We start from the raw sequence: 16,936 nt of genomic DNA, 5'->3' as shown, positions 1-16,936 counted from the left end.
CGAGAGAAGATAACGATGCCGGTCTCTGTACAGATGCCCCAGCTCGGCGAGAGCGTCACCGAGGGCACGGTAACCCGTTGGCTGAAGAAGGAAGGCGAGCGCGTCGAGGCCGACGAGCCGCTCCTCGAAGTATCGACCGACAAGGTCGACACCGAGATCCCGTCGCCGTCCGCCGGCGTCCTCACCAAGATCGTCGTGGCTGAGGACGAAACCGTCGAGGTCGGCGCGGAGCTCGCCGTCATCGACGAGAACGGCCAGGCCGGCGGCGCCTCGGCGCAGCAGGCCGCCCCGGCCCCCGCCGCGCAGCCCGAGCCGCAGCCGGAGCCCGAGCCCGAGCCCGCCCCGGCTCCCGCCCCGGTCTCCTCGATCCCGCAGCCCGCCCCCGTCCAGGCTCAGGCCCCGGCTCCGGCACCGGCCCCCGCGCCGGCTCCGGCGCAGCAGGCCCCGGCCGCTCCGGCGCCCGCCCAGCAAGTGCCGGCCGTCTCCGAGCCGACCCCGCTGCCGTCCTCGGGCGACAGCCCCTACGTGACACCGCTGGTGCGCAAGCTCGCCAACGAGCACGGGGTCGACCTCGACTCGATCAGTGGCACCGGTGTGGGCGGTCGCATCCGCAAGCAGGACGTCCTGGAGGCCGCCAAGTCGCAGCGCGAGCAGGCCGCCGCCCCGGCGCCCGCCGCCGCTGCCCAGGCTCCCGCCGCCGCACCCGCTCAGACCGCGCCGGCCCCGGCCGCCGCCCCCGAGCCCGTCGAGGTCGACACCACGCTGCGCGGCCGTACGGAGAAGATGTCGCGGCTGCGTCAGACCATGTCCAAGCGACTGGTCGAGTCGCTGCAGACCGCGGCCCAGCTCACCACGGTCGTCGAGGTCGACGTCACCAAGATCTCCCGGCTGCGTGACCAGGCCAAGGCCGACTTCCTGCGCCGCGAGGGCGTCAAGCTGTCGTTCATGCCGTTCTTCGAGATGGCGGCCATCGAGGCGCTCAAGCAGCACCCGAAGCTCAACGCCACCATCAACAACGAGACCATGGAGGTCACCTACTTCGACGTCGAGCACCTGGGCATCGCGGTCGACACCGAGCGCGGCCTGATCGCGGCGGTCATCAAGAACGCCGGCGACCTCAACCTGGCCGGCCTCGCCCGCAAGACCGCCGACCTGGCTGAGCGCACCCGCGCCAACAAGGTGACGCCCGACGAGATCACCGGCGGCACCTTCACGCTGACCAACACCGGCAGCCGCGGCGCCCTGTTCGACACGCCGATCCTGAACCAGCCGCAGGTCGGCATGCTCGGCACCGGCGCGGTCGTGAAGCGTCCCGTCGTGATCGACACCGCTGAGGGTGAGGTCATCGCGGTGCGCTCGATGGTGTACTTGGCGCTGACGTACGACCACCGCCTCGTCGACGGCGCGGACGCGGCCCGCTTCCTGACGACCGTGAAGCGTCGCCTGGAAGAGGGGCGCTTCGAGGCCCAGCTGGGTCTCGCGTAGTTCCTGCGCGCCAGGGCCGAGGATTGATCGCCTTCCTCGGCCCTGGCCCACGTGATTGACCGTCTGATGCCCACCCCGCCACAACGGGCTTCGCTTGGCGCTTCGCGCTTTGGAAGCTCAGACGCTGCCCCCAGCCGGGCTAAAGGCCCGACCCCTGAAGGACCTCGCTCCGCTCGGACGCCCTCTGAAACGCGGCTCCGCCGCGCGCTTCGCCCAAACCCTCGATCGTTTGCCCAGACGCAATGACGTGAGAGGCGGCGACCCTGTCCCACACTTCTTGAGGAAGGCTCGAGATCAGGCGCCCGCTGAACTCGCTACGCAGCCCTTCCCGGCGGCCTTCTGCCATTCGATGGACCCCGCCAGCAGCCTCTTGACGATAGGCACCTCGCAGCAGGCTCCCGTCGCTCAGGCAGGCAGATCCCACGACGGCCCGTCCACGTCCCAGCCACACGAACTGCCAGGTTGGGGTGACGGTCAGCCCGAAAGTGTCAGCGGGAGGTATCCGATACGGACGCACTTGGTCGGTGCGCCCTCGGTAGGGCGGTGAAACGTCGGGTCGAGGTGGCGACGAGGAGTCCGAGTGCGGCGTAGGCTGCGCCGAGCAGGCTGGCGGCCGACCATCCCATGGCGCTGTAGGCCCAGGTGGTGGTGATCGCACCGAGCGCGGAGCCGAGGGAGTAGAAGGCCATGTAGACGCCGATGACGCTGCTGCTCTGGTCGGGGCGGGCGGTGGTGAGCAGGTGCTGGCTGCTGACGTGAACGGCTTGCACGGCGAAGTCCAGGACGATGACGCCGACGATCAACAGCCACAGCGATGACCCCGCTTGAGCGATCAGCAGCCACGCGGCTATGAGCAGGGCCAGCGACCAGCCGGTGACCGAGGGCGCTAGGCCCCGGTCGGCCCATCGGCCGGCCCGGGCCGCGCCCAGCGCCCCGGTGAGACCGGCGAGTCCGAACAATCCGATCTCGGTAGTGCCGAAGTGCCACGGCGCGTCACCGAGCGGGAGCGCCAGTCCGCTCCACAGCGTGCCGAAGGAGGCGAAGAGGAAGAACGCGACCAGACCGCGACTGAGGAAGAGCCGGTCGCCGACGACCAGACGACCCAGCGATGACAGCAGCTGCCCGTATCGGGCTCGGGGGCGGCGGATGTCGGCCTCGAGGGTGAATCGGGCGGCGAGCGCGAGCATCGCGCAAAGCCCAGCGATTACCAGGTAGACCATGCGCCAGTCGGTCAGCTCGCCCAGTGTGCCCGCGACCACCCGCACTCCGAGGATCCCGATGACCACGCCCGAGGTGACCACTCCGATGTTGCGGCCCCTCTCGCCGGTCGGTGAGACGGCGGCGACGTAGGCCACCGTGACCTGGACGACCACGGCGAACAGCCCCGCCAGGGCCAGACCCGCGATCGCGATGCCACCGCTGGGTGCGGCGGCGGCCACCCCCGCACCCACTGCTGTGAGCAGCAAGTGCACCGTGATGAGTCTGCGGCGGTCGAACAGGTCACCGAGCGGGACCAGCAGCACCACCCCCGCGAGATAGCCGATCTGACCGGCGGCGACCAGCCATCCCAGTGCTCCTTCCCTCAGCCCGAGGTCCTCGCCCGCGGCCTCGAGGACCGGCTGGATGCCGTAAACGGTCGACACCGCCACCGCGCACACCAGCGCGAGCACGGCCCGCTGCCTCCTGGTCAACCCTGATGACATATCGCCTTCCGATAAGTTTCAAAATGCAACTTATCTGAAGTTAGGGCATACTGGTTTCATATTGCAACTCATCACGGAGGGGGCCAGTGAACGTCACACTCTCCGCAGGAAGCGCTTGGACCGACCCGGCCTGCCCGGTCGCACGAACCGTCGACCTGATAGGCGACCGGTGGAGCCTGCTGATCATCCGCGACGCGATGGACGGGGCGACGACCTTCACCGAGTTCCATCAGCGACTGGGGATCGCACGCAACATCCTCACCGACCGGCTCCGCAAACTCGTGGAGCACGGCATCCTTGACAAGAGCGCCGCCACCGACGGCAGAAGACACACGTACCGGCTCACCGAAGCCGGGCAGGACCTCTTCACGGCCGTCGTCGCCCTCCGCCAATGGGGCGAGCGCCACGCCTTCGCCCCGGACGAGCCGCACTCCATTCTCGTCGACGACCAAGGGCGGGAGCTTTCCGAACTCCACCCGCTCGGCCAAGACGGCGCACCGCTCTCCGCCGAAGCGTCGCACGTTCGGAAAACCGCCTGAGCCCAGCCGCGCCAGAAACCGTCCCATCGGGCCCCGCACTCGATGCCCCTCTACAAGCGTGGCAGCGAGCAGACACCGTCATTCTGGCAACCGCCTCCGCCGCCCTGGCCCGCTCTTCCGGAACAGCCGCTTGTCAGGAAGCAGGGGACGTACGCGAGTCAGGAAGTGCGGGCACGTAGCAGCAGGTCGCGTAGCGTCTCCTGCTCCTGTGGCGAGAGATTGGCCAGTGGGGAGTCGCTGGTGAGCAGGTCCAGGAGCTGCTCGCGCAGAGCCTGCCCTTCGGAGGTGAGGACGAGCTGCTTGGCGCGCCGGTCCTGGGGGTGGGCGTGGCGCTCGATCAGGCCGCGCTGCTCCAGCTTGTCGGCGATGAACGTCGCGTTGGACGGCTCGCAGCTCATCCGGTCGGAGAGCTCGCGGAGGGTCATCGGGCCGGTCAGCTCGCGTAGCGCTCCGCGGCGGCGACCTGCTCGACAACCTGGCCGAGCTCGGCCGCGGCCCCGAGGAGATCGAGGCGGTGGCCATCACTCACCTGCACCTCGATCACACCGGCTGGCTGCTGCACGACTCGAGGCCCTTCCGCGGCGCCGAGGTCCTCCTGACCGGGCCGGAATGGGCGGCCGACGGCAACTCGGAACTGGCTCCTCAGGTCCGTACCGTTGCCGATGGGGAGGAGATCTTCCCCGGCGTGCACGCCGGCCTGGTTCCCGGGCACACCCCCGGCCACGCCGCCTACGTGCTCAGCTCCGGCGGGCGGCGGCTGATCGCCTTCGGCGACGCGCTGTACTCGCCGGTTCAGGTCGCCCATCCCGAGCTCTCAGCCACGAAGCGGCCCGCGCGGCTCGGGTGGGCGGGTCAGCCGAGCTTGAGCAGTAGTTCGGTGAGCTCGGCCGGCATGGTGATCATGCAGTCGTGGCCCGTCTCAAGTTCCCACACCTGTGCCGGGCTGCCGTTGGGCTGTATCGCTGGGACGGCCCGCCGCTTGATGCCCTCCGGTACGCCGGCGACGCAGTGAATGTGCGTTCGCGGAATCGTGCGCACGGCCGGGTTGTCCAGCCGGACCGGTTGCCGGAGGCAGAGCACCGGCTGATCCGACAACATCGTCCGCAGCCACGCCACGTCCGCCGGGTCGGTGACCCCGAACAGGCCTAGGGGCGGTGGCAACTCGGGCATCGGCGGGATCCGCCAGCCAACCTCGGACTCCGCGGCGCGGTCGATGAGGGCCTGGGTCACGGGATGCACATCCACCGCGCTCTCGCCGTCCTCCGGGACCATCGCGTCGAGATAGACCAGATGGGCCATCCGATCCGGGATCCGGTTGGCAGCGGACGAGATGACCAGCCCGGCGTAGCTGTGGCCCACCAGGATCACATCGGTGAAGTCCTCCTCGGTGATCAGCCTGACGATGTCGTCGACGTGCGTGTCCAGCCCTACCTCGGGGCCGAGCAGATGCGCCTTGTCGCCGAAGCCGGTCAGCGACGGCGCGACCACCCGATGCCCGGCCGATGCCAGCAACGGGACCACCCGCTCCCAGCATTGCCCGCTATGCCAGGCCCCGTGTACCAGCAAATATGTTGACATGGTGTAGCTCCTTGCTCGCGAAAGCGACCACCGGCCGATTTCGCCGATGTTCATCCCGGAGGTGAGGTTTCCGTTCACCCGCTGACGGAGCCAGAGCCCCCGCGATCCTGGGGGTGACAGGACCAGGCACGCACGAAGGTGCGCGAATTACGGTGGGGACATGAGCGACGCATTCAACCTTCTGGGCGATTACGTACGCGCGCGCCGGGAGCTCGTTACTCCTGAACAGGCCGGCATCCCCTCCGTGGGCGTACGGCGCGTGTCGGGCCTGCGCCGGGAGGAGGTCGCGATGCTCGCCGGCATCAGCGCCGACTACTACCTGCGCCTGGAGCAGGGCCGGGACCGCAACCCCTCCGCGCAGGTCCTCGAGTCCCTCGCCCGCGTGCTGCTGCTCGACGACGACGCGACGGCCTACCTGCTACGCCTCGGGGTGGGAAAACCGCGGCGGCGGCGACGGCGCCCCCGGAAGGAGACCGTCCCTCCGGGCGTCGCCAAGCTCGTCGTCACGCTTCCGCTCCCCGCGTACGTGGAGGGCCGCTACTTCGACGTCCTCGCCGCCAACACGGCGGCGACCGCTCTGTCGCCGCGACTCGTGGCTGGGGGCAACCGCCTGCGGGAGGTGTTCCTCGACCCCGCCGAGCAGGCCCTCTACCCGGACTGGGAGGACGCCGCGCAGGGCATGGTCGCCGGCTTCCGCAAGTCCGTCGGCACCGACACGGACGACCCCCGGTTCATCGAACTCGTCGGCGAGCTCTCCCTCGCCAGCCCTCGCTTCAGCAGGCTCTGGGCCCGCCACGACGTGAACACGTGCGAAGGCACACCCAAGCACATCGACCACCCCCAGGTCGGTAGCCTGTGGCTGAACCGGGAGAGATTGGGCGTCAGCGGCGCGACAGGCCAGACGCTCGTCGTCCTCCACCCGGACCCGGGCACCGACAGTGCCGACAAGCTGGCGCTCCTCGCGTCCGTCATGCGGACATGACCCCGCCTATGCTCAGCCACTCGCCCGGGGCCTTGGGCAAGCGGGCGGCTGCCCGCCGATCGCGGCAATCCGTGCGCTCGTCAGGCGATCTTCGGGGCCGCCCGCATGCCGAAATACACGTAAGGCGTGCCATCCGGAAGCGTCCCGAACACCAGTGGCAGCCATGGCGCGCTCACGGGACCGATGCCCGGCATCGCGAGCACCGTGTCGGACACCGCCACCAGGTCGGCCTCCATCGGCGGTGAGTAGCCGGCCATCGCGCCGGTCAGCTCCACTCGCAGGCGCGGCACACCGTCCCGCTCGCCGATCATGATGCGCATACCTTCGCGTTCATACGTGCCCGCGAGCGCGGCGACATCGACCGGCCGCCCTTCCTCGGCGGGAGCGAAGACGTCGGGCATCCGCACCCCGGCCAGCTCACCGAGCAGCTCCTGGAACAGGTCGACGAACAGACCGGTCGCGCCGCCGCCATTGGTCAGCAGCGCGGCGACGACGCCACTGCCAGGCACGACACGCAGGTACGAGAACTGCCCGCCCGCTGCGCCGTCGTGACCGTAGCCGGCGACACCGTCCCAGTCGTACAGCGCCCACCCGTGACCCCATCCGTCCGCCATGAACGACCATCCGTCCAGGCAGTCGGCCACGCGCCGCCGCATCGCCGCCGCCGACTCGGCGGACAGCACGCGCCTGCCGTCGGGCGCGGTACCGCCGTCGAGATGCATCCGCGCGAAGCGGACGACGTCGGCGGCGGTGATGAGGACGCGCCCGTACGGCCCGGCCGAGCGCGGCAACATGTCCCACACAGGCGCCGGCTCCGGATCCCGTCCCAGTTCGCCGAGATGGCTCATCGCCACCCGGAACCGCAGCGCCTCCTCCGGCAAGGTCATCGAATGTTCGAGGCCGAGCGGCGTCAGCAACCGGTCGCGCAACGCGTCGTCCCAGGTCTGACCAGTGATCACCTCCACGATTCGGCCGAGAATCGCGTACCCGGTGCTGCTGTAGGAGATAACGGTCCCCGGCGGGCAGTCCTGACCCACACTCGCGCACGCCGCCACGTAGCGGGCGAGGCAGTCGTCCCCGCGACCGCTGTCGTGGGGGAAGTCCCCGGCGATCCCGCTGGTATGGCTGAGCAACTGCCCGATCGTCACGCTCTTCGTGACCTCGTCATCGGCGACCCTGAAGCCCGGCAGAACGTCGGCGACCCTGCTGTCAAGCCGCAGCTCACCGGAGTCGACGAGCTGCATCACCAGCGTCGCCGTGTACACCTTGGCGATCGAACCGGACTGGAATACCGAGTCCGTGGTCACCTCCACGCCGGTCCCCCGGTGCAGCACGCCGCCGGCCAGCTCATGGATTCTCCCGCCGGCCAGCACCGCCAGGGCGGCCCCCGGCACGTGGTGGGCGGCGCGCAGCTCATCAAGCCTCGCCTGCCAGCGGTCGGTGTCGAATGGCGATGACGACATGAAGACGGCTCCTTTTCCCCTGAAGCACCGTACAGTGTGCGGCGCTTCGCACACTGTACGGAGGTCGAACATCGTTGGGCAAGCCGTACACTGTTCGGAGGGATCGTCGTGAGGGAGAACGCATGCCGGCCGACAAACAGCCGTACCCGTCGGTGTGGGCTCGTCCGCAGCGGCGACGACTCGAGCAGCAGCAGCCGCTGAGCCGGGAGCAGATCGTGTCCGCGGCGCTAGAACTGCTGGACACCGAAGGCATCAACGCCCTGAGCATGCGCAAGCTCGGCACCCGCCTGAACGCCGGGGCCACGTCGATGTACACGCACGTGGCCAACAAGGACGAGCTGCTCGAACTGCTCGTCGACCAGGTCTACGGCGAGGTCGAGGCACCGGCCGCCGACGACCCCGCGGGCTGGCGGGCGGCCATCACCCGCTACGCCCACAGCCTGCGGGCCACAGTCCTGCGCCACCCCTGGATCGTCTCCGTGCTCGGCGAGACGGGCGTGGCCTATCTGGGGCCGAACGTGATGCGGCAGAACGAGGCCGTCCTCGCCGCGTTCGAGCAAGGGGGCTTCACCCTGGAAGCGGCCGATCGGGCCCTGAACACGGTCGTGGCCTACGTCATCGGGGTGTCGACCGGCGAGGCCGCCTGGTTGACCACACTCGCCCGCAGCGGCCGAAGCGAGCAGGAATGGGCCGCGAGCCTGTGGCCGGCCGCCGAACAGGCCGTACAGGATTACCCGCGGCTGCGGAAGCTGTACGCCGCCCAGCGAAACCAGAACGTGAGCGCCACCCGCGACGACGAGTTCGCCGGCGGACTCGCATGTGTCCTCCAAGGTCTGGCCGCTCGCTACTCCCCCGCGGAAGGTTCGGCATAGCCAAGCATCAAGCAGACGGGGTCGATCACGCCGAGGTCGTCGGCGAGGTCCCAGGCAGCCCCAGCAGCAGCGGCAGCCACACCTCGTCCACGATCTCGACGATCGACTCCTCCGGCACCGCGCGCATCGTCATGAACATCTCGTGGCGCAACAGGTCCAACGGCAGGTTCACCACGCGGGACGAACGCGGCACATCGGGCAGCTCGCCGCGCTCGACCGCGCGGGCGACGATCATCTCGAAGGCGGTCGCCTGGCCCGGCGTGATGAGGGTGTCGCGTAGCTCTTCGAGGCTGGTTCCGGTGTCGCGGAAGTAGTCCACCAACTGCACGCTCATCAACGTGATCATGCTTGCCCGGTCAGCGTCGGCGTTGCGCAGGAACCCGACCGCGTCATCGCGGAGGCCGCCGGTGTCGGGCACCGCGATCGGCTGCCAGAACTTGGCGAGAGTGGCCAGCAGCAGGTCATCGCGCTGCGGCCAGCGCCGGTAGAGCACGGGACGACTCGTCCCGGCACGGGCGGCGACCGCTTCGTAGGTGAAGCCGTGATACCCCTGCTCGACCAGCACGTCCCAGGCGGCATCAAGGATCGCGTCCTCGAGCTTGGGGCCGCGTCGACGGGATGCGCCACTGTCGCGGGTCGTACCGCCGTCGCGGGTCGCGCCACGGTCGCGGGTTGCGCCGCCGTCGGCACGGCGTTCCGCCGCCTGCGCCCCGATCGTCCCGCGCTCGCCCTCGATTCGCCCATGCTTACGATCCACTTGCGTATCTTATCGCGGCGCCCTACGGTGTCCTCCGTTAGATACGGTCGCGTACCTTAAGGAGGCGTCAGCGATGTTCGACGTCATCATCGTCGGCGGTGGACCCACCGGCCTGTTTCTCGCCTGCGAGCTGCGCCTCGCGGGGGTCCAGCCGCTGGTGTTGGAACGACGGCCGGAACCAGATCTGGCGGACAAGGCACACGGCCTCGCCGGCCAGGTCGTACGGCTGCTGGACAACCGTGGCCTCTTCGAACGCTGCGGGGGCCGAGGAGCACCGGCGCCCGCGCCTGGGTTCTTCTTCGGCGGGATGCCGCTGCCGCTGCACGTGCTCGGCGATAAGAACCCGATGTATCTCCTCCCGGTCAACCAGCGCGATCTTGAACGTGTGCTCAACGAGCGCGCGGCGGAACTCGGTACGGATGTCCGACGAGGTTGGGACGCGCTGTCCTTCAGCCAGACCGATGACCAGGTCGAGGTCGTGGCACGCGGTTCGGACGGAGTCGAGACGACATTGACCGCCCGATACCTCGTCGGCTGCGACGGCGGCCACAGCCTGATTCGCAAGCAGGCGGGAATCGCCTTCCCCGGCATCAGCGACGACGGCGCCGTCGACCGGACGGCCCTGATCGGGCCGAGCGACCGCTTCCGGTTCGCACCGGGGGGACGCGTCGTGATCGACGGCCTCGGCGAGATCCCGGCGGTGTTCCACCGCACGGAGCGGGGCGTTTTCACCCTCCTCGGGCACGATCCGGAGCGGCCACTGGTCAACACGGCCGAACGGGAAGATCACCCGGCAGGGGACTTCCCGGGACCTGGTACGCCGATGACGCTGGCCGAGATGGAGGAGAGCGTCGAACGGGTGCTCGGAGCGCGCCTGCCTCTGACTCCGCCGCCCGAGGGCGCGCCCACCATGCTTCGCCGCATGTGCGGCCGCAACTCCCGGCTCGCCGACCGCTACCGCGCCGGTCGAGTCTTCATCGCCGGCGACGCCGCACAGGTGAGCCACGGGCCGACCCTGAACCTGGCGCTGCAAGACGCGGCCAACCTGGCCTGGAAAATCGCCGCCACGCTGCGGGGATGGGCCCCGGAAGGCCTACTGGACACCTACGAGTCAGAACGCCACGCGAGCGGCGAACGCGTGCTCATGCATACCCAGGCCGCGACCGCTCTGACGGCGCCCGGAGGCGACGTCACCGCACTACGCCGGCTCTTCGCCGAACTCCTCGACCGCACCGAGAACGTGCACCTGGTCGCCGCCCTGGTGGCGGGCGCCGATGTCCGCTACGACATGGGTGAGGAACACCCCGCCGCACCCACCGGCTGGTTCGTCCCGCCCATCGACCTGACCACCGACGACGGACGCGAACGGCGCCTCGCCGAGCTCCTGCGCGATGCCCGCCCCCTGCTTCTCGACCTCACCGGCGGGGACGATCTCGCCGCCACCGCGGAGCCCTGGAACGATCAGGTGCACCGCGTGACCGCGACCGCCGACGACGCTCCGGCACCCGCGTTGCTCATCCGGCCCGACGGCTACGTCGCCTGGGCGGGCGCGGATCCCGACGGCCTGAAGGCAGCCCTCACCCGCTGGTTCAGCCCAGCCTGAGGCCACGACCCGCAAAGCGGGCCCGCCCCCCGGAGTAGCGGGAGGCGGGCCCGTTCGCATGGCGGAGTGTCAGTAGGGGAAGACCGGGGACCCGTGGTAGCCGCCGCCGACGCAGGTGCGTCCGGTCGGGCTCAGCCAGTCAGGAACGACCACGCCACCGGCGAACACGCACGCGGCGACGGTGATGTACTCGCGGGCGGCGGCCTGAGCTGTCGCGGCAAGGCCGAGTGTCAGCGCGCCCGCGGCGGCTACGGAGACGAGGGTGACTACCAGACGACGCATGTGGACTCCCATTGCATAGAGTTACCGAGTCATTACTGATAGTTTCCTCTAGGGTTGCACGCCAAACGCTAGCGGAGCGCGGAGCGCAGGGTGGCTATGGCCATGGTGATGGCGCCCTCGGCGGCGTGGGTCTGGCGCAGGGCGTTGAGCATGGCGAAGTCGTGGATGATGCCCTGGAAGCGTACGGCGGTGACCGGGACGCCCGCCTGACGGAGCTTGGCGGCGTAGGCCTCGCCCTCGTCGCGCAGGACGTCGGCCTCGCCGGTGATGACCAGGGCCGGGGGCAGGCCGGCGAGCTGCTCGACGGTGGCCCGCAGCGGGGAGGCGGTGATCTCGGCGCGCTGGGCCTCGTCGGTCGTGTACTGGTCCCAGAACCACTGCATGCCGTCGCGGCGGAGGAAGTAGCCCGTGGCGAACTGGTGGTAGGAGCCGGTGTCGAAGTTCGCGTCGGTGACCGGGTAGAACATGACCTGCTGGCGCAGCGGGACGTCGCCGCGTTCCTTGGCCATCAGGGTCAGCGCGGCGGTCATGTTGCCGCCGACCGAGTCTCCGGCCACAGCCAGGCGGGAGGCGTCCAGTCCCTTGGCCGCGCCCTGCTGGACGATCCACTGGGCGACGGCGTAGTTCTGCTCGATGGCGACCGGGTAGCGGGCCTCGGGGGAAAGGTCGTACTCGGGGAAGACCACGGCGGCGTCGGCGCCGACGGCGAGCTCGCGTACGAGCCGGTCGTGAGTGTGGGCGTTGCCGAACACCCAGCCCGCGCCGTGGATGTAGAGGATCACCGGCAGCGTGCCCTCGGCCCCGGCCGGTTTGACGATGCGGGCCCGGACGCTGCCCGTCGGACCGCCCGCGACGGTGATCCACTCCTCGTCGATGTCCGGCTTGTCGATCTCGCCGGACTGTACCTCGTCGACCGCCTTGCGGCCCTCGGATGGCGGCAGGTCGAACAGGTACGGCGGATTGGCGGTGGCCTTCGCGAAGGCGGCTGCCGCCGGCTCCAGGACCGGCTGAACAGGCTGGTCGGACATGTGATTCTCCTCAATGGTTTGATGCGCCGGTCTCCCCTGCGGAGGCGACCCCCGGACCATGCGCCATGCGATTTAACCCTTTCCGCTAAACCGGATATAGGCAGCAAACAGGGCATAAAACTCTGCCCTAACAGGGAGTTGGTCAGCTCTGGATGTGTCGGCTTGCTGCCCGATACCGAGTGAATTCTCCGAATATCATCGGCTCGACATCAGTCCACGACGCCCACGAGTTCGCGCGCGGGGGACGGGGGGATGCGTGAGCGCCTGGCGACCGCTGGCGGATTCGCTGAGCCCGGAGATGCGGCATCTCACCGTCGAGTTGCGGGTCATGAAGGACCGGACCGGGCTGAGCCTGGGGCAGCTGGCGAAGAAGACCGCGTGCAGCAAGTCGGCGTGGAGCCGGTACCTCAACGGCCAGGCCCTCGCCCCGTACGCGGTGGTCGCCGCGCTGGGCGCGTTGGCCGACGCCGATCAGGCCCGGCTGCGGGCGCTGTGGGAGTTGGCCGCCGAGGCGGGCGGCCGGGCCGGCGAGGGGTCGTACGCGGCGAGCGGCGACGGCTCTCGGGTGGACGAAGAGCATGACGCGGAGCCGACCAGGCCCCTTGGGGTGGTCAGGGGCCCTTCGCCGATGCGGCGGTGGCTCGCGATATTCGCCATAGGGATCACGGTGGTGGCCATCGGGTTGGTGGTCGCGGTGGTGACCGGTGCGATCTCCCGGCCCGTGGCCTCGCCGGCCGAGCCGCGTACGCCCACCCCTGTGGGAAGCTGCCAGGCGCGCGACTGCACCGGGCGGGCGGCGGAGCCCTTGGGCTGTGATCGCGACGCGGTCGTCACCGCGTCGGTCCAGGTGGACTACGCGCGGCTCGAACTGCGCTACAGCCCGGTGTGCCGGGCCGCGTGGGGCGTGCTGGCCGGCGCGCGCCGCTACGACCGGGTCAACGTCACCGGTGACGGCGGCGCGGAGGCCAAGGGCAAGGACCGCACCGGCTCCGCCGCCGCCACGCCCATGGTCGCCGCGGCCGGCCCGGAGGTGGGCTACGCCTGCGCCGAACTCACCAGCGGCGCCAGGAAGTGCGTGGGCGCGGGTCGCTGAAGCGTTCCAGGATTTCCCGGTTCTCCGGGCGTCCCCGCAGGTCGGAGGTGGGGCCGTCCTGCGGTGTCCCGCGTACTGGGTGATCGATGTACTTCCCTCGCCGGGGCGGCGACGATTCACACGCTCGTGAACCGCGACTCCCGACAGGAAGGACTTCCCACGTGTCCAGGTTTCGCTGGCGGCCGGTGGCCGTCTTGGTGGCCGTCTTCGGCTTAGGCATGGTGCCGATCGCATGGGCCGAGGGCCCGTACCTCGCGGTGAACGGGGTTCCGCTGGCCGGCGGCAGCGTGACCGCGCCCTTCACCGCGGATCTGGCCGATCCGGGCGTGGTGACCGACGGCGTGAAGTTCCTGCTGGACAACGCCTACCTCGGCAAGGACACGACCGCCCCGTACCAGTGGACGGTGAACACCTCGACCGGCGGCCATGAGCTCAAGGCGAGATGGAGCGCTGCCGGGACCACGGTCTCCACCGAGGCCACGTTCACGGTCACCACACAGCCACCCACCCCGACCCCGACCCCCACTCCGACCCCGACCCCGACCGTCACGCCCAAACCGCCCGCAGAGGGTGAGGCGCGCACCGGCCTTGATCTGACGGCCGCGAACCGCCGTGCTCCCGTGGCAGGGCTGTACGACTGGTCCAAGGCGGGCTACCGGGAAGGCGCGCCCCTCCCCGGCTCTGAGGACTACACCACCGCCACCGCCTGTCGCCTGACCCCAGCGGTGCTGGCCACCACGTACGGCGTGATCCCCGGCGACGGCGGCGACGACACCGCGGGACTGCAGGCGGCGATCGACTTCGTCCGGACACAGTGCTCGCCCACCGCGGCCCCGGACCGGCTCAGCTCCATTCAGCTCCCCCAGGGCGAGCTACTGGTGACCGGCGAGATCAAGGTCGACGCCGACTACCTGGTGATCTCCGGTGCCGGCGCCGACCCGGCCACCGGAACCAAGATCGCCTACCGGCCCGGCCCCGCCACCCTGTACGACACGCTGACCTCCGACGGCTCCGACTGGGACCAGTCCGCGATGAAGTGGGGCAAGGCCAACGGCGGCTGGCTGTGGCCGGGCCGCGGGCTGTTCCGGGTCGAGTCGCGGTGCGTGGCGGCCCAGTACCGGGTCGGCGCGCAGGCCGGATGCCCCGGCGCGGGAACCGCCGACGAGGACGACGAGACCTACGACGACGCCCCGGCCAACCGCAAGGACTCGACAAGGCGCCGGCCGCCGAGATGCACGGCATCGTCGTCAAGCACGCGGCCGACGCCTGGATCAAGGGCGTCCGCATGCACATGACCGGGTCGCACCCGATCGTCACCGAGGAGGCCAAGAACCTGTCGGTGGTCGACAACACGCTCGACGGCGCGTGGAACAAGGGCAAGGGCGGCAACGGCTACCTGCGCGGATCGCGCGTCTGGGACTCGGTCTACGCCGGCAACACCACCACCGGCCTGCGGCACTTCACCTTCCAGTGGTCGGCCTCCGGCAACGTGGCCATCGGCAACAAGTTCGACTCCGACCTCAACCTGCACGGCGGCTGGGAGCGCAACAACCTCTTCGAGCTCAACCGGAGCACGGTGCCTTACGACCACAGGTCCGGCAGCTGCTCCGCGCGCTGCGGAGGCGAGGGCGGCGGAACGGACGACGGCACGTGGTTCCCCGTCTACTGGTCGGCCGGTCCCAAGGCGGTCAAGTGGTCCGGCGCGTCGGGGCCGAACAACGTGCTGTTCAACAACGTGCTGAAGAAGCAGGCCGACGGGCCGGCCGCGGCGTACGAGGACTACTACCCGAGCCCCACGACGATCTACCGCTTCGGCTGGAACGGGAGCGGCTGGCAGCACCTCGACGTCGGCGGCGTCACGATCACCGACTGGGCCGGCAACGAGCGGCGCGACTACACCGGCGGCCACGGCGTGCACGCCACCGGGACCGACACGCGGTCGTCGCTCTTCCTCACCGTCATCCCCTAAGGAGCTGACAGGGTGTTACACCGCTTATCAGCAGTTTTAGCCGTATTACTTCTCATGCTCTCCCTGCTGACCGGCGTGTCAGCGGCCGAGCCCACACCACCGCCCACCACCACTCCCGCCAAGACCACCGACAGCGTTCCCTCGGCCGACAAGGACTGGGACACGCCGCGGGCCGGTTCCCGGCTCAAGGTGCGCGACGGCTGCTCCGCCGCGGCCGCGAAGCTGTTCGGGGAGCCCGAAGACGGCTGTACGAGGCCGAAGGCCGCCGCCACGAAGGCGGCGCGCATGGCCACGAGCACGTTTCCCGCCGGGTGCGCGGCCCCGCCGGAGGGCGCCTGGCAGTACATCAGCCGCGTCGAGGTGTGCGCGCGAAGCCCGCTGCAGGCGGCCAAGGTCTACAACCCCGACCGCACCCGTCAGTTGGGCCAGCTCAACTACTTCGTCACGCAGTACTGGCACGCCGACACGAACGCCGACGGCCGCGCCCTGGGCACCTGGACGTACCAGGTCGAGGTCGTCGCGATCCCGCTGGGCAGTTGGGGGAGGTGGACGGCGCCGGCGTCGCGGCCAAGGCGCTCTACTGCGAGAAGCGCGGCATCAAGCCCTCCTGCCCGAGGGTGCTCGACGACGGAAGCGACGGCGCGGCGTGCCCGGCATGAAGGACGGCGGCCCTGTCCCCGGTGAGCCGGGCGGCGTCCCGCTCACGCGTGGCTCCAAAGACGACGCCAACCGGGACAAGGCCTGCCCACGCAGCCTGCCGCGTCCGCCGGGTGACCTGGACAGCTGCGACGAATATCCCTTCAACTCCACGGGAGAGGGCGCGGCCTCGGAGAAGGGAGTCTCATGCCGGATGATCGACAAAGCCCAGAACAGCAAGGGCGGCACCGAACTGAATCTCTTCTACCAGAACCCACCACGTCCTGAAGATCGACAACCCCGCCGATCCCGCGGAGAAGGGCGACCCGTTCTACATCCAGATCACCGGTAAGTACAACGCGGTGTCGCCCCGTGCCTGGTCCCCCAACGCCGACCACACGTGCGGCTACCCCGACCTGTACATCTCCCCGCCCACGCCACTGAAGGACCTGGACCTGTCCGCGGGGAACCGCCGCGGCCTCCAGATCGGCCTGCGCGACTGGTCCAAGGCCGGCTACCTGGAGGGCGGCGACCTGCCCGGCGCCGGGGACTTCAACCCGAACGGCGCGTGCGCCGTCACCTCCGCCGCCATGCAGAGCCAGTACGGTGTGCGGCCGAACGACGGGCAGGACGACACCGGCGGCATCCAGAACGCCATCGACCACATCAAGAGCACGTGCTCACCGACAGCCGGCTATCACACACTCAGCCAGATCACCCTTCCGGCGGGCACACTCAACGTGACCCACCAGATCTACGTGGACGCCGACTACACCGTGCTGCGCGGCGAAGGCTCCGATCCCGCCACCGGCACCCGCATCGTCTACACCCCCGACGCCAACACCCGCTACGACTGTGAGGATCTAAGGGTGCCGCCTCGGGCCGTGGTCTGACCCGCGCTACGACTGACCAGGGTGTCCTTCGTTTGATCTGTCGACCACGGTTC

The 16,936-nt window shown here is 69.8% G+C and carries 18 protein-coding genes and 1 pseudogene; 12 read left to right on the top strand and 7 right to left on the bottom strand.

From position 1 onward, the window contains the following. The first annotated feature begins 15 nt into the window (after nt 1-15). Entirely contained in the window at nt 16-1,485 is a 1,470-nt protein-coding gene (gene sucB, locus AB0B91_RS12315) for a 2-oxoglutarate dehydrogenase, E2 component, dihydrolipoamide succinyltransferase (RefSeq protein ID WP_358318363.1), read from the top strand. A 488-nt stretch (nt 1,486-1,973) separates the two neighbouring features. Here sucB and AB0B91_RS12310 read toward each other — a convergent pair whose 3' ends face one another. Continuing rightward, nucleotides 1,974-3,188, bottom strand: coding sequence for an MFS transporter (locus AB0B91_RS12310; protein ID WP_358318362.1), 1,215 nt, complete (start codon nt 3,186-3,188; stop codon nt 1,974-1,976). 86 nt (nt 3,189-3,274) lie between these two features. Between AB0B91_RS12310 and AB0B91_RS12305 the strand changes: the two genes are divergently transcribed. Then, on the top strand, nt 3,275-3,727 hold the full coding sequence (locus AB0B91_RS12305; RefSeq protein ID WP_358318361.1) for a helix-turn-helix domain-containing protein: 453 nt from the start codon (nt 3,275-3,277) through the stop codon (nt 3,725-3,727). A gap of 158 nt (nt 3,728-3,885) precedes the next feature. Here the strand turns inward: AB0B91_RS12305 and AB0B91_RS12300 are convergent, their stop codons facing one another. Beyond that, on the bottom strand, nt 3,886-4,152 hold the full coding sequence (locus tag AB0B91_RS12300; protein ID WP_358318360.1) for a MarR family transcriptional regulator: 267 nt from the start codon (nt 4,150-4,152) through the stop codon (nt 3,886-3,888). Between the two features lie 38 nt (nt 4,153-4,190). Between AB0B91_RS12300 and AB0B91_RS12295 the strand changes: the two are divergent. Then, nucleotides 4,191-4,559, top strand: a pseudogene (locus tag AB0B91_RS12295) (MBL fold metallo-hydrolase); the annotation flags it as partial. Between the two features lie 20 nt (nt 4,560-4,579). On the opposite strand, the gene AB0B91_RS12290 reads toward AB0B91_RS12295, so the two are convergent. Continuing rightward, a complete protein-coding gene (locus AB0B91_RS12290; protein ID WP_358318359.1) occupies nt 4,580-5,305 on the bottom strand; it encodes an alpha/beta fold hydrolase in 726 nt (241 codons plus the stop codon). Between the two features lie 160 nt (nt 5,306-5,465). Between AB0B91_RS12290 and AB0B91_RS12285 the strand changes: the two genes are divergently transcribed. Then, nucleotides 5,466-6,287: a helix-turn-helix transcriptional regulator gene (locus AB0B91_RS12285; RefSeq protein ID WP_358318358.1), complete on the top strand. Its 822-nt coding sequence runs from the start codon at nt 5,466-5,468 to the stop codon at nt 6,285-6,287. An 80-nt stretch (nt 6,288-6,367) separates the two neighbouring features. Here AB0B91_RS12285 and AB0B91_RS12280 read toward each other — a convergent pair whose 3' ends face one another. Next, nucleotides 6,368-7,750: a serine hydrolase domain-containing protein gene (locus AB0B91_RS12280; RefSeq protein ID WP_358318357.1), complete on the bottom strand. Its 1,383-nt coding sequence runs from the start codon at nt 7,748-7,750 to the stop codon at nt 6,368-6,370. 122 nt (nt 7,751-7,872) lie between these two features. Here AB0B91_RS12280 and AB0B91_RS12275 point away from each other — a divergent pair, with 122 nt between their 5' ends. Next, complete coding sequence (locus AB0B91_RS12275) at nt 7,873-8,622, top strand: TetR/AcrR family transcriptional regulator (protein WP_358318356.1); 750 nt, start codon at nt 7,873-7,875, stop codon at nt 8,620-8,622. 25 nt (nt 8,623-8,647) lie between these two features. On the opposite strand, the gene AB0B91_RS12270 is transcribed toward AB0B91_RS12275, so the two are convergent. Next, the gene (locus AB0B91_RS12270) at nt 8,648-9,379 is read right to left on the bottom strand and encodes a TetR/AcrR family transcriptional regulator (RefSeq protein ID WP_358318355.1); all 732 of its coding nucleotides are present in this window, start codon (nt 9,377-9,379) and stop codon (nt 8,648-8,650) included. A 73-nt stretch (nt 9,380-9,452) separates the two neighbouring features. On the opposite strand from AB0B91_RS12270, the gene AB0B91_RS12265 reads away from it, so the two are divergent. Then, nucleotides 9,453-10,982 carry an FAD-dependent monooxygenase gene (locus AB0B91_RS12265; protein WP_358318354.1) on the top strand — a complete coding sequence of 510 codons (1,530 nt, stop codon included), beginning with the start codon at nt 9,453-9,455 and terminating at the stop codon, nt 10,980-10,982. A 69-nt stretch (nt 10,983-11,051) separates the two neighbouring features. On the opposite strand, the gene AB0B91_RS12260 is transcribed toward AB0B91_RS12265, so the two are convergent. Then, on the bottom strand, nt 11,052-11,264 hold the full coding sequence (locus AB0B91_RS12260) for a hypothetical protein (RefSeq protein ID WP_358318353.1): 213 nt from the start codon (nt 11,262-11,264) through the stop codon (nt 11,052-11,054). A gap of 68 nt (nt 11,265-11,332) precedes the next feature. Continuing rightward, entirely contained in the window at nt 11,333-12,292 is a 960-nt protein-coding gene (locus AB0B91_RS12255) for an alpha/beta hydrolase (RefSeq protein WP_358318352.1), read from the bottom strand. A gap of 256 nt (nt 12,293-12,548) precedes the next feature. Here AB0B91_RS12255 and AB0B91_RS12250 point away from each other — a divergent pair, with 256 nt between their 5' ends. The 6 genes from AB0B91_RS12250 to AB0B91_RS12225 all read left to right on the top strand — a co-directional run bounded on the left by AB0B91_RS12250 (nt 12,549) and on the right by AB0B91_RS12225 (nt 16,883). Next, a complete protein-coding gene (locus tag AB0B91_RS12250) occupies nt 12,549-13,385 on the top strand; it encodes a helix-turn-helix domain-containing protein (protein WP_358318351.1) in 837 nt (278 codons plus the stop codon). A gap of 161 nt (nt 13,386-13,546) precedes the next feature. Next, a complete protein-coding gene (locus tag AB0B91_RS12245) occupies nt 13,547-14,680 on the top strand; it encodes an Ig-like domain-containing protein (protein WP_358318350.1) in 1,134 nt (377 codons plus the stop codon). Continuing rightward, on the top strand, nt 14,617-15,354 hold the full coding sequence (locus AB0B91_RS12240; RefSeq protein WP_358318349.1) for a hypothetical protein: 738 nt from the start codon (nt 14,617-14,619) through the stop codon (nt 15,352-15,354). Before AB0B91_RS12245 ends, AB0B91_RS12240 begins: the two co-directional genes overlap by 64 nt. Nucleotides 15,355-15,408: 54 nt before the next feature. Beyond that, nucleotides 15,409-16,038 (top strand): hypothetical protein, encoded by a 630-nt coding sequence (locus AB0B91_RS12235; protein ID WP_358318348.1) that lies wholly within the window; start codon nt 15,409-15,411, stop codon nt 16,036-16,038. After that, nucleotides 16,010-16,342 (top strand): NucA/NucB deoxyribonuclease domain-containing protein, encoded by a 333-nt coding sequence (locus AB0B91_RS12230; protein WP_358318347.1) that lies wholly within the window; start codon nt 16,010-16,012, stop codon nt 16,340-16,342. The genes AB0B91_RS12235 and AB0B91_RS12230 overlap by 29 nt, the downstream gene beginning before the upstream one ends. A gap of 10 nt (nt 16,343-16,352) precedes the next feature. Continuing rightward, complete coding sequence (locus AB0B91_RS12225; protein ID WP_358318346.1) at nt 16,353-16,883, top strand: hypothetical protein; 531 nt, start codon at nt 16,353-16,355, stop codon at nt 16,881-16,883. Nucleotides 16,884-16,936 lie beyond the last annotated feature (53 nt).

The sequence above is a fragment of the Nonomuraea sp. NPDC049141 genome (genome assembly GCF_040648415.1).
GTDB lineage: Bacteria > Actinomycetota > Actinomycetes > Streptosporangiales > Streptosporangiaceae > Nonomuraea.
Note: the sequence above shows the minus strand (reverse complement) of the source record. Positions and strands in the feature narration are given on the sequence as shown.

Coding starts and splice junctions, on each gene's coding strand:
- AB0B91_RS12300 (WP_358318360.1), bottom strand. CDS start 4,152: ATGACCCTCCGCGAGCTCTCCGACCGGATGAGCTGCGAGCCGTCCAAC.
- AB0B91_RS12240 (WP_358318349.1), top strand. CDS start 14,617: ATGCACGGCATCGTCGTCAAGCACGCGGCCGACGCCTGGATCAAGGGC.
- sucB (WP_358318363.1), top strand. CDS start 16: ATGCCGGTCTCTGTACAGATGCCCCAGCTCGGCGAGAGCGTCACCGAG.
- AB0B91_RS12275 (WP_358318356.1), top strand. CDS start 7,873: ATGCCGGCCGACAAACAGCCGTACCCGTCGGTGTGGGCTCGTCCGCAG.
- AB0B91_RS12285 (WP_358318358.1), top strand. CDS start 5,466: ATGAGCGACGCATTCAACCTTCTGGGCGATTACGTACGCGCGCGCCGG.
- AB0B91_RS12260 (WP_358318353.1), bottom strand. CDS start 11,264: ATGCGTCGTCTGGTAGTCACCCTCGTCTCCGTAGCCGCCGCGGGCGCG.
- AB0B91_RS12230 (WP_358318347.1), top strand. CDS start 16,010: ATGAAGGACGGCGGCCCTGTCCCCGGTGAGCCGGGCGGCGTCCCGCTC.
- AB0B91_RS12255 (WP_358318352.1), bottom strand. CDS start 12,292: ATGTCCGACCAGCCTGTTCAGCCGGTCCTGGAGCCGGCGGCAGCCGCC.
- AB0B91_RS12265 (WP_358318354.1), top strand. CDS start 9,453: ATGTTCGACGTCATCATCGTCGGCGGTGGACCCACCGGCCTGTTTCTC.
- AB0B91_RS12290 (WP_358318359.1), bottom strand. CDS start 5,305: ATGTCAACATATTTGCTGGTACACGGGGCCTGGCATAGCGGGCAATGC.
- AB0B91_RS12280 (WP_358318357.1), bottom strand. CDS start 7,750: ATGTCGTCATCGCCATTCGACACCGACCGCTGGCAGGCGAGGCTTGAT.
- AB0B91_RS12310 (WP_358318362.1), bottom strand. CDS start 3,188: ATGTCATCAGGGTTGACCAGGAGGCAGCGGGCCGTGCTCGCGCTGGTG.
- AB0B91_RS12235 (WP_358318348.1), top strand. CDS start 15,409: ATGCTCTCCCTGCTGACCGGCGTGTCAGCGGCCGAGCCCACACCACCG.